Annotated in this window: 7 protein-coding genes; 6 read left to right on the top strand and 1 reads right to left on the bottom strand. The window is 69.9% G+C overall.

Annotated elements, in window-relative coordinates; translation table 11 throughout:
* Nucleotides 1–9: 9 nt before the first annotated feature.
* Nucleotides 10–1338 (bottom strand): MFS transporter, encoded by a 1329-nt coding sequence (locus EDF64_RS07475; protein WP_133519405.1) that lies wholly within the window; start codon nt 1336–1338, stop codon nt 10–12.
* A 168-nt stretch (nt 1339–1506) separates the two neighbouring features.
* Here EDF64_RS07475 and uvrB point away from each other — a divergent pair, with 168 nt between their 5' ends.
* The 6 genes from uvrB to whiA all read left to right on the top strand — a co-directional run bounded on the left by uvrB (nt 1507) and on the right by whiA (nt 11933).
* A complete protein-coding gene (gene uvrB / locus EDF64_RS07470; RefSeq protein ID WP_071291842.1) occupies nt 1507–3579 on the top strand; it encodes an excinuclease ABC subunit UvrB in 2073 nt (690 codons plus the stop codon).
* Between the two features lie 4 nt (nt 3580–3583).
* Nucleotides 3584–4519, top strand: coding sequence for an SDR family NAD(P)-dependent oxidoreductase (locus tag EDF64_RS07465; protein ID WP_208108856.1), 936 nt, complete (start codon nt 3584–3586; stop codon nt 4517–4519).
* 48 nt (nt 4520–4567) lie between these two features.
* Nucleotides 4568–7612, top strand: coding sequence for an excinuclease ABC subunit UvrA (gene uvrA, locus EDF64_RS07460; protein WP_133519403.1), 3045 nt, complete (start codon nt 4568–4570; stop codon nt 7610–7612).
* Entirely contained in the window at nt 7613–9748 is a 2136-nt protein-coding gene (uvrC, locus tag EDF64_RS07455; RefSeq protein WP_133519402.1) for an excinuclease ABC subunit UvrC, read from the top strand.
* A gap of 226 nt (nt 9749–9974) precedes the next feature.
* The gene (gene rapZ / locus EDF64_RS07450; RefSeq protein ID WP_133519401.1) at nt 9975–10877 is read left to right on the top strand and encodes an RNase adapter RapZ; all 903 of its coding nucleotides are present in this window, start codon (nt 9975–9977) and stop codon (nt 10875–10877) included.
* Nucleotides 10878–10952: 75 nt separating this feature from the next.
* On the top strand, nt 10953–11933 hold the full coding sequence (gene whiA / locus EDF64_RS07445; protein WP_133519400.1) for a DNA-binding protein WhiA: 981 nt from the start codon (nt 10953–10955) through the stop codon (nt 11931–11933).
* Nucleotides 11934–12138 lie beyond the last annotated feature (205 nt).

Raw genomic sequence — 12138 nt, 5'->3', positions numbered from 1 at the left:
GGCTACCGGTCAGGCGGAGGGCTGCTCCGCCGTCGGCGTGCCGATCTCGAGGACGCCGTCCGTCGACGTGAGGCGCTGCGGCTTCATGAACCAGGCGACCACCGCGGCGGCCCCGAGCAGGACGCACGAGAGTGCGAAGGGGATCTGCCAGCCGGTCGTGTCGATGAGGACGCCGAAGACGATCGGGGACACGACGCCGGCGACGCCGAAGCCCGTGTTCATGAAGCCGGACGCGGTGCCGGACCACTGCGGGGCGACGTCCATCGGGATCGCCCAGAGGTTCGCGTTGCAGAGCTCCAGGAAGAAGAACGACAGCGCGAGCGAGATCGTCGCGACGACCAGCCCCTGTCCGATGACGAGCGGGATGAGGCAGACGAGCGAGCCGCCCAGCCCGATGACGAGGATCACGCGGCGGGCGTTGCGGGTGTTGCCCCCGCGGTGGATGATCCGGTCGCTGAGCATGCCACCCACGGTGTCGCCGACGACCCCGGCGAGCAGCACGAGCGTCGTGAAGAGGGCGAACTGGCTGATCGGCAGGCCGAAGGTCGAGCTGAGGAAGGTCGGGATCCAGGTGAGGAACACCCAGAGGACCCAGCCGTAGCCGAAGTCGACGAAGGTCACCGGCAGGATCTGCCGGGCGAGGGTGCGCCACGGCACCGGCGGCCGGGTCGCACGGGTCTCGACGGGCGGGAGCTCGTCGAGCTCGACCTGCTGGATGCCGGCGGTGTCCTCCGGCTTGTCCCGGAACCAGACGAACCAGACGATCGCCCACGCGATCGACAGGACGGCGGTCGCGAAGAACGCCCAGCGCCAGCTGCCGGTCGCGCCGATCACCCAGGCGACCAGGAGCGGGGCCAGTGCGTTGCCGAGCCGTGCGGCGGAGTGCACCACGCCCTGCGCGAAGCCGTTCCGGTCGCGGGGGATCCAGCGGCTCATCGCCTGCGTCGCGGCCGGGAACGCCGCCGCCTCGCTGAGACCGAGGAGCGCGCGTGCGGCGAACAGGGTCCAGAAGCCGACCGAGAAACCCGTCCAGAGGGTGGCGACGCCCCAGACGACCGTGATGACGAAGAGCGCCTTCCTCGGACCGAACTTCTCGGCGATGGTGCCGCCGAACACCTGCAGCAGCGCGTAGGGGAGGGCGAAGGCCGAGACGATGAGCCCCGCCGTCGTCTCGTTGAAGCCGAAGTCCTCGGTGATGTGGGGAAGCGCGGTCGAGATGTTGGTGCGGTCGATGTACGAGATCGCGTACATGAAGCACAGCAGGACGAGCACTCGCCCGCGGATGCGTCCGCGGAACGGGGTGCCCTTCGTCGGTGCGGCGGGGGTCGCCGTCGTCATGGGGCCTCTTCGGGAGTGAGAACGATTCGGGGAGCTGAACGGATCGGAGGCTATTCCGCGTCACTATCAGCCGACTCGGAAGCAGCTTGCCGTGGACGATACGCCGAGGGCGAGCACGCGGCTCCGGTGTCGGCGGTCCCGACTACCGTGGTGGACATGGCAGTGTCAATCGAGCCCACCCGCGCGGTCCGTCCGTTCGAGGTCATCAGCGAGTACACGCCGAGCGGTGACCAGCCCGCGGCGATCGCCGAGCTCGCGGGCCGGATCAACGCGGGTGAGACCGACGTCGTGCTGCTCGGCGCCACCGGTACGGGCAAGTCCGCGACCACGGCGTGGCTCATCGAGCAGGTCCAGCGCCCGACGCTCGTGCTCGCGCACAACAAGACCCTGGCGGCCCAGCTCGCGAACGAGTTCCGCAGCCTGCTGCCGAACAACGCCGTCGAGTACTTCGTCTCGTACTACGACTACTACCAGCCCGAGGCGTACGTCCCGCAGACGGACACCTTCATCGAGAAGGACTCCTCGGTCAACGCCGAGGTCGAGCGGCTCCGGCACTCGACGACGAACTCGCTGCTCAGCCGGCGCGACGTCATCGTGGTCTCGACGGTGTCCTGCATCTACGGCCTCGGGACGCCGGAGCAGTACATGAACGCCTCGGTGGCGCTGCACGTCGGCCAGACCATCACGCGCGACCAGCTCGTCCGCAAGTTCGTGGCGATGCAGTACCAGCGCAACGACGTCGACTTCGCGCGCGGCACCTTCCGGGTCCGTGGAGACACCCTCGAGATCATCCCCATGTACGAGGAGCACGCGATCCGCATCGAGATGTTCGGTGACGAGGTCGAGGCGCTGTCGTCGCTGCACCCGCTCACCGGCAACGTCATCGACGACCTGCCCGCGGTGTCGATCTTCCCCGCGTCGCACTACGTGGCCGACACCGACGTGATGCACCGGGCGATCGCGGACATCAAGGTCGAACTGGCCGAGCGGCTCGCCGAGCTCGAGGGGCAGGGCAAGCTGCTCGAGGCCCAGCGCCTCCGGATGCGCACCACGTTCGACATCGAGATGATGGAGCAGATCGGCTTCTGCTCGGGCATCGAGAACTACTCGCGGCACATGGACGGCCGTGCCGCGGGCGAGGCCCCGCACTGCCTCATCGACTACTTCCCGGACGACTTCCTCATCGTCATCGACGAGTCGCACGTCACCGTGCCGCAGATCGGCGCGATGTACGAAGGCGACGCGTCCCGCAAGCGGACCCTCGTCGAGCACGGGTTCCGCCTGCCGAGCGCGCTCGACAACCGCCCGCTGACGTGGGAGGAGTTCCTCGACCGCGTCGGGCAGAAGGTGTACCTGTCGGCCACGCCGGGCAAGTACGAGCTCGGCGTCACCGACAGCGTGGTCGAGCAGATCATCCGCCCGACCGGTCTGGTCGACCCGGAGATCGTCGTCAAGCCGAGCGACGGCCAGATCGACGACCTGCTCGAGGAGATCAAACAGCGCGTCGAGAAGGACGAGCGTGTCCTCGTGACGACGCTGACGAAGCGCATGGCCGAGGAACTCACCGACTTCCTCGGGAACGCCGGTGTCCGGGTGCGGTACCTGCACTCCGACGTCGACACCCTGAAGCGCGTCGAACTGCTCACCGAGCTGCGCCAGGGCGTCTACGACGTGCTGGTCGGCATCAACCTGCTGCGCGAGGGCCTCGACCTGCCGGAGGTCTCGCTCGTGGCCATCCTCGACGCCGACAAGGAGGGCTTCCTCCGCTCGTCGACGTCGCTGATCCAGACGATCGGTCGTGCCGCCCGCAACGTGTCGGGCCAGGTGCTCATGTACGCCGACAAGATGACGGACTCGATGAAGTTCGCGATCGAGGAGACGGACCGCCGCCGCGAGAAGCAGGTGGCGTACAACACCGAGCGCGGCATCGACCCGCAGCCGCTGCGCAAGAAGATCGCCGACATCACCGAGATCCTCGCGCGGGAGAACGACGACACCAAGGCACTGCTCGAAGGGCGTCCGGGTGCCGACGGCCGTCGCTCCCCGACGCCGAACCTCAAGCGCGGTGGCATCGCGGGCGAGGGCGCGACCCAGCTCGAGGCGACGATCGGCGACCTGAACGACCAGATGCTGCAGGCTGCGGCCGAGCTCAAGTTCGAACTGGCCGCGCGGCTCCGCGACGAGGTGCAGGACCTCAAGAAGGCACTGCGGCAGATGGAGTCCGCCGGACATGTCCAGTAGGGCCGTGCGCCGCACCGTCGTCGTCACGGGCGCCAGCGCCGGTCTCGGCTACCACGCCGCCGAACAGCTCGCGGCGGCCGGCCACCGCGTGGTGCTCGCCACCCGTGACGCCGGCCGCGCGGCTGCTGCGGAACGGAGCATCCGTCGCCACGTGGACGGTGCCGACCTCGCGCACCTGCACCTCGACCTGGCAGACCTGGACAGCGTGCGTGCGGCTGCGGACGAGCTCGCTCGACTCGAGCCGGACGGTGTCGACGCGATCGTGAACAACGCCGGCGTCGTGGGTGCGGCGGAACGGCAGGCGACCGCGCAGGGGACCGAGCTGCAGATCGGCACGAACCACCTCGGGCACTTCGCGTGGACCGCACGGACCCTGCCGTTGCTCGAGCAGCGCGGCGGCCGCGTCGTGCACCTCGGGTCGATCGCGCACCGGTGGGCCCGTCTCGACCGGCGCGACCCGCTCGGCGCCGGGCGCTACTCGAGCCACCGGCAGTACGGCCGGAGCAAGCTCGCCGTGATGCTGTTCGGCTTCGAGCTCGCCGAACGCCTCGCCGACGCCGGGTCGCCGGTGTCGAGTGTCGTCGCCCATCCGGGGCTCTCGCTCGACCTGCTCGCACCCGACCGTCCGGAGATCGCGCCGTCGCGCTCCGAGCCGGCGTGGATCCGCCCGGTCCGGTCGCCGGCCGCCCAGCGATTGTCCGTGCAGCGCCTGTTCGTGCAGGGGAAGGACGCCGGCGCCGAGCCACTCGTGCACGCAGCGGTCGCTCCCGGTGTGCGGTCGGGGGAGTACTGGGGGCCAGCCGGGTGGATGCAGCTGCGCGGTCGCGCGACCGTGGTCCGCGCCGAACCACGGGCGCACGACCGCACCGAGGCAGCCCGACTCTGGACCGCCAGCGAGCGCGCCTCGGGCGTCGCGTTCGCTCTCGACGCACTCGTCTGATCCTCCATCACGGCCGAATGTCGGTCCCGCTTCGTAGAATCGACGACGATGACCATCACCTCTGACCGCGGTACCTCGACGTCGGCCCGGAACGCCTTCGGTGAGCCCGCAGACCTCCACATCCCCGGCGGCACGGCACCCCACAGCACCTCCACGCTCAGCGTGCGCGGCGCCCGCGTGCACAACCTGCGGGACGTCGACCTCGAGATCCCGCGCGACTCCCTCGTCGTGTTCACCGGTCTGTCCGGTTCGGGTAAGTCCTCGCTGGCGTTCGACACGATCTTCGCCGAGGGGCAGCGCCGCTACGTCGAGTCGCTGTCCGCGTACGCGCGCCAGTTCCTCGGGCAGGTCGACCGTCCGGACGTCGACTTCATCGAGGGGCTCTCGCCCGCGGTGTCGATCGACCAGAAGTCGACGAACCGGAACCCGCGCTCGACGGTCGGCACCATCACCGAGGTCTACGACTACATGCGCCTGCTCTGGGCGCGCATCGGTGTGCCGCACTGCCCCGTCTGCGGCGAGGTGATCAGCAAGCAGAGCGTGCAGCAGATCGCCGACCAGCTCATGGAGTTCGAGTCGGGGACCCGCTTCCAGGTGCTCGCGCCGGTGATCTCGAAGAAGAAGGGCGAGTTCGTCGACCTCTTCCAGGAGCTCGCAGCGTCCGGGTACGCCCGGGCGATCGTGGACGGCGAGCGGATCCAGCTCAGTGACCCGCCCAAGCTCAAGAAGCAGGTCAAGCACGACATCTCGGTGATCGTCGACCGTCTGGTCGCGAACGAGGACATCCTCGGACGCCTCACCGACTCGCTCGAGACGGCGCTGCGCCTGACCGACGGCACGGTGGCGATCGACCTCGTCGACGCCGAGGGGCCCGGTGCCGTCCGGACCTACTCCGAGAACCTGTCCTGCCCGAACAACCACCCGCTCGCGCTGACCGAGATCGAGCCCCGCACGTTCTCGTTCAACGCGCCGTTCGGTGCCTGCCCGGAGTGCTCGGGTCTCGGTACCCGCATGTCGGTCGACCCCGACCTCGTGCTCGGTGACCCGGAGGCCTCGCTGCGTGACGGCGTGCTGCTGCCGTGGACCGGCACGAGCGGCCTGTACTCGTACTTCGAGAAGCTGCTCGACGGGCTCGGCAAGGAGCTCGGGTTCGACCTCGACACCCCGTGGAGCCGCCTCGACCCGTCGGTGCAGGCAGCGATCCTCACCGGCAAGGACTTCCAGGTGTCGGTGTCCTGGCGCAACCGGTTCGGTCGCGAGATGCGCTACACCAGCGGGTTCGAGGGCGTCATGCCCTACATCGAGCGCAAGTTCGCCGAGGCCGAGTCGGACTCGCAGCGGCAGCGCTTCCAGGGCTACCTGCGCGAGGTCCCCTGCCCGGTGTGCGACGGCACGCGCCTCAAGCCCGAGGTGCTGGCGGTCACGGTCGCCGACCGCAGCATCGCCGACGTCACGAACCTCTCCCTCGACGACGCGTACGCGTTCATGGACGGCCTCGCGCTGTCCGACCGCGAAGCGCACATCGCCGCAGCGGTCCTCCGCGAGATCCGGGCACGGCTCGAGTTCCTGCTCGAGGTCGGCCTCAACTACCTGACGCTCGCGCGCGGTGCCGGTGGCCTCTCCGGTGGCGAGGCGCAGCGCATCCGTCTGGCGACCCAGATCGGTTCGGGTCTGACCGGCGTGCTCTACGTCCTCGACGAGCCGAGCATCGGCCTGCACCAGCGGGACAACCGCCGGCTCATCGACACCCTGGTGAAGCTCAAGGACCTCGGCAACACCCTCATCGTCGTCGAGCACGACGAGGACACCATCCGCACGGCCGACTGGGTCGTCGACATCGGCCCGGGCGCCGGCGTGAACGGCGGCAACGTCGTGCACTCCGGTTCGTACGAGGGGATCATCGAGAACCGCGAGTCGATCACGGGGGACTACCTCGCCGGCCGTCGCGCGATCGAGGTGCCCGCCGAGCGCCGCAAGGTGAACCTCAAGCGCACGATCAGCGTGCAGGGTGCCCGCGCGAACAACCTCAAGTCGATCGACGCCGACTTCCCGCTCGGCGTCTTCACCGCGGTGACCGGCGTGAGCGGCTCGGGCAAGTCGACGCTGGTCAACGACATCCTGTACAAGGTGCTCGCCAACCAGCTCAACGGCGCACGGCACATCGCCGGCAAGCACACCCGCGTGAAGGGCCTCGACCAGCTCGACAAGGTCGTGCACGTCGACCAGGCGCCGATCGGCCGCACGCCGCGGTCGAACCCGGCGACCTACACCGGCGTCTTCGACCGGATCCGCCAGCTGTTCGCCGAGACGACCGAGGCGAAGGCGCGCGGCTACCAGCCCGGCCGCTTCAGCTTCAACGTCAAGGGCGGCCGCTGCGAGAACTGCTCCGGCGACGGCACGATCAAGATCGAGATGAACTTCCTGCCCGACGTCTACGTCGCGTGCGAGGTCTGCGGCGGTGCGCGGTACAACCGCGAGACCCTGCAGGTGCACTACAAGGGCAAGAACATCTCCGAGGTCCTCGACATGCCGATCAGCGAGGCGGCCGAGTTCTTCGAGCCGATCTCCGCGATCCACCGCTACATGGCGACCCTGGTCGACGTGGGCCTCGGCTACGTCCGGCTCGGGCAGAGCGCGACGACGCTCTCCGGTGGTGAGGCGCAGCGCGTGAAGCTCGCGACCGAGCTGCAGCGCCGGTCGAACGGCCGGACGGTCTACGTGCTCGACGAGCCGACGACGGGCCTGCACTTCGAGGACGTCCGGAAGCTGCTCCTCGTCCTGCAGAGCCTGGTCGACAAGGGCAACACCGTCATCACGATCGAGCACAACCTCGACGTCATCAAGTCGGCCGACTGGCTCATCGACATGGGCCCCGAGGGTGGCTCGGGTGGTGGCACGATCCTGGCGACTGGCACCCCGGAGCACGTGGCGAACGTGCCCGAGAGCCACACCGGCGTCTTCCTGAAGGAGATCTTCGACGCGCAGGACGCCCGGGTCGGCAAGGAGCAGGCCGTCGGCGCCCGCCAGGTCACCTCGAAGCGGCAGGACAGCAAGCAGCGGCAGGACGGCAAGCAGAAGGCGGGTGCTCGGTAGGTGGCGAACACCGTCTCGTGGCGTCCGAAGGCGGGGGACATCCCGACCGACCCGGGCGTCTACCGGTGGCGTGACGAAGCCGGCCGGGTGCTCTACGTCGGCAAGGCGAAGAACCTCCGCGCCCGGCTGAGCAACTACTTCGCACCGCTACCGACGCTGCACGAACGCACCCGGCGGATGGTCCTGACGGCACGCAGCGTCGAGTGGACCACCGTCGGCTCCGAGATCGAGGCGCTGCAGCTCGAGTACACGTGGATCAAGGAGTTCGATCCGCCGTTCAACGTCAAGTTCCGCGACGACAAGTCGTACCCGTACATGGCGATCACCCTGGGCGAGGAGAGCCCGCGGGTGATGGTCACGCGGAACCGGAAGATCAAGGGCGCGAAGTACTTCGGTCCGTACCCGAAGATCTGGGCGGTGCACGACACCATCGACCTGATGATCAAGGTGTTCCCGATCCGCACCTGTTCGGACTCGTCGTACAAGAAGGCGATGCAGACGGGCAAGCCGTGCTTCCCGGGGCAGATCGGCAAGTGCGGTGGTCCGTGTTCGCAGAAGGTCACGATCGCCGAGCACCGGGTGCTGGTCGAGGAGTTCGTCCGCTTCATGGCGAGCTACGACCGCCGCGTGATCACGCAGCTGCGGCAGCGGATGGCCGCCTCGGCCGACGCGATGCAGTACGAGCAGGCAGCGAAGTTCCGCGACCAGGTCGGCGCGCTCGAGGCCGTGCTCGAGAAGTCGGCCGTCGTCCTCCGCGACTCCGTGGACCTCGACCTGTTCGGCATCGCCGAGGACGAGCTGGCGGCGGCCGTGCAGCTGTTCTCGGTGCGGGGCGGCCGCATCCGTGGTGTCCGCGGCTGGGTCGTCGACAAGGAGCTCGACATCTCGACGGGCGACCTCGTCGAGCAGATCGTCCAGGGGCAGTACGCCACCACGGAAGAGCCCCCGCGCGAGGTCGTGGTGCCCGAGCTCCCCGAGGACGCCGAAGCGCTCCAGCAGTGGCTCAGCGAGCGCCGCGGCGGACGCGGCACGAAGCTCAGCACCGCCCAGCGCGGCGACCGCGCCGGGCTCGCCCGCACGGCAGCCCAGAACGCGGCGCAGGCGCTCATGCTCTACAAGACCAAGCGCTCCGCCGACTACACGACGCGGTCCGCCGCCCTGGCCGACATCCAGGACGCCCTCGGCATGACCGAGGCGCCGCTCCGGATGGAGTGCTACGACATCTCGCACCTGCAGGGTACGAACGTCGTCGCGTCGATGGTGGTGTTCGAGGACGGACTGCCCCGCAAGGACCAGTACCGCCGCTACACGATCGCCGAGACCACCGACGACACCGACAGCATGTACCAGGTGCTCTCGCGACGCCTGGCCCGTCTCGACGAGGACGCCACCGTGCCGGACGTCCCCGACGTCACGAGCGACGAGGTCGTCGAGGGGTCGAAGCCGACGAAGCGGTTCGCGTACCGCCCGCAGCTGCTCATCGTCGACGGCGGCCAGCCGCAGGTGCAGGCGGCGAAGCGGGCCATGGACGAGGCCGGGGTGCACGACATCGCCCTCGTCGGCATCGCCAAGCGCCTCGAGGAACTCTGGCTGCCGGACGACGACTTCCCGGTCATCCTGCCCCGCAACTCCGAGGCGCTGTTCCTCATCCAGCGCATCCGCGACGAGGCACACCGGTTCGCGATCACCCACCAGCGGACCCGTCGGAAGCGCGACGTCCGCTCGCAGTTGTCCGAGATCCCCGGACTCGGCCCGAGTCGCGTGAACGCGCTCCTGAAGCACTTCGGTTCGGTCGCGCGGCTGCGCGAGGCGACGGCGGACGAGATCGGCGAGGTCCCCGGCGTCGGTCCCGCCACCGCCGCGGCGGTCGTCACGAAGCTGCAGCAGACCCCCACGAGCGCACCCGTCGGCCCGACCCCGACGAGCGCGCCCGACGCCGCCAGCAGCGCGCCCGACGCTGCCACCAGCGCACCCGGCAGCACGTCCGACGCCGCCACCAGCGCGCCCGACAGCGCGCTCGACGCCACCACCAGCGCGCCTGGAGCGGTGTCGGCCCCGCAGGGTGCCGAGACCCTCCCCGGAGACCCAGCGCGGCTGCCACAGGTGACCGCCGGTGGTCCGGAGCTCCCGTCGTGACGGAATCCGCGCCTCCCGTCCGCCGCCGGGGGATACCCTTGACCGCAGCCGAGACCTCCCCCGGGCGACGCGCCCGGGCCGCCACGACGGAGCCCACTCCCAGATGACCGCCACCGCCAGAGCCCGCACCGCATGACGGACAGCGCCGATGACCGACAGCGCCGATGGCCGACTGTGACCGATGAGCGACCGATGAGCGGCAGCGACCGATGAGTGGGAGCGCCCGATGAGCGACAGCGACCAGGCATCGACCCGATCGCCGCAGCAGCACGACATCCTCATCGTCACCGGCATGTCCGGGGCCGGGCGGTCGACCGTCGGCAAGGCGCTCGAGGACCTCGGCTGGTACGTGGTCGACAACCTGCCGACCCAGATGCTCGCACCGCTGACCGAGCTCGCCGACCGCGCGGGTGAGAAGATCCCCAAGATCGCCACGGTGGTCGACGTCCGCGGTGGCCGGTTCTTCACGGACCCCGAGCAGGCGGTCGAGCAGGTCCGGTCCACGACCTCGGCGCGGGTCCGCGTGCTCTTCCTCGAGGCCACCGACGCCGTCCTCGTGCGGCGGTTCGAGCAGGTTCGGCGACCGCACCCGCTGCAGGCCGAGGGCACGCTGCTCGACGGCATCGCCCGTGAGCGCGCCCGGCTCTCCGCGCTGCGCGAGGCGTCCGACCTCGTCATCGACACCTCGGACCTCAACATCCACCAGCTCGCGAACGCCGTCACCGAGCGCTTCGCCGACGACCACTTCGTCGGCGTCCAGGTGACGCTCATGAGCTTCGGGTTCAAGTACGGACTCCCCGCCGACGCCGACATGGTCGCCGACGTGCGGTTCCTGCCGAACCCGTACTGGGTGCCGGAACTGCGCCCGCACACCGGCCTCGACAAGCCCGTCTCGGACTACGTGCTCGCCCAGCCCGGAGCCCGTCCGTTCGTGGACCGCTACGCCTCCGTGCTCGAGCCGGTCTTCGAGGGGTACCAGCGCGAGAACAAAAGACACGCTACGATCGCCATCGGCTGTACCGGCGGGAAGCACCGCTCGGTCGCCATCGTCGCCGAGTTGGCGAACATCCTCCGCGGGATGCCTGGCGTCGCCGTGCGTGTGAAGAACCGAGATCTCGGCCGGGAGTGACCGTCCCTCCGGCCGCTCCACACGACGTGCGCCGGGCACGCGGACCCCACCAGAAGAAACGTTAGGAATGATGCTGTGCCGTTGACTGCCGAGGTCAAGGACGAACTGGCCCGGGTCGTCGTGAACCGCAACACGGTCCGCGCCGCCGAACTGGCGACCATCCTGCGGTTCGCGGGCGGCCTGCACGTCATCTCGGGCAGGATCGCCGTCGAGGTCGAGCTCGACACCCGGATCATCGTCCACCGCGTGCGGAAGGACCTCGCCGAGCTGTACGGCGTGCGGAGCGAGGCGTCGGTGGGGTCGTCCGCGTCCGCCCGTCGTGGCACCCGGTACCTGGTGCGCGTGCTCGAGGCGGGGGAGACCCTCGCCCGGCAGACCGGTCTGATGGACGCCCGTCGTCGCCCGGTCCGGGGCCTCCCGAACCGGCTCACGACCGGCAACCGCGAGGACCTCGCCGCGATCTGGCGCGGTGCGTTCCTCGCCGCCGGCACCCTGACCGACCCCGGTCGTGCCGCCGCGCTCGAGGTCACCTGCCCCGGCAACGAGGCCGCCATGGCCCTCGTCGGGGCCGCCTCCCGGCTCGGGATCGCCGCGAAGGGCCGCGAGGTCCGTGGCGTGCACCGCGTGGTCATCCGCGACGGCGAGGCCATCGGGCAGATGCTCACCGTGATGGGTGCCGCCCGCACCACCGCCGAGTGGGAGGAGATGCGCCAGCGCCGCGAGGTCCGCGCCACCGCCAACCGCCTGGTCAACTTCGACGACGCGAACCTCCGCCGCTCCGCGCAGGCTGCCGTCGCCGCGTGCGCACGGGTCGAGCGTGCGCTCGAGATCCTCGGCGACGAGGTCCCGGACCACCTCCAGTACGCCGGCTCGCTCCGCCTGCAGCACCGTGACGCGTCGCTCGACGAGCTCGGTCAGCACGCCGATCCGCCCATGACGAAGGACGCCATCGCGGGGCGCATCCGCCGTCTGCTCGCAATGGCCGACAAGCGCGCGTCCGACCTCGGCATCCCGGGTACCGAGGCGAGCGTCCCCGAGGAGCTCGAGGGCGCCTGATCGCGGTCGTCCGACCGGTCTGACGGGAGGCGCGGTGCCAGCTGGCACCGCGCCTCCCGTCCGTCTGTCGTCACCTTCTCGGGCCCGTTCCCGGCCTGGTCGGCGACCGTCCGGACGGACCGTCACACCGCGCGGGCGCGCAGTGTCCGACTGCTAGGGTCGTTACGGCGACGTTACGGGGCGTATCGTCCACCACACGTGGGCC

Source organism: Curtobacterium flaccumfaciens, from assembly GCF_004361695.1.
Taxonomy (GTDB): domain Bacteria; phylum Actinomycetota; class Actinomycetes; order Actinomycetales; family Microbacteriaceae; genus Curtobacterium; species Curtobacterium flaccumfaciens_B.
The sequence above is the reverse complement of the archived record's forward strand: the minus strand, read 5'-3'. Positions and strand labels throughout refer to the sequence as shown.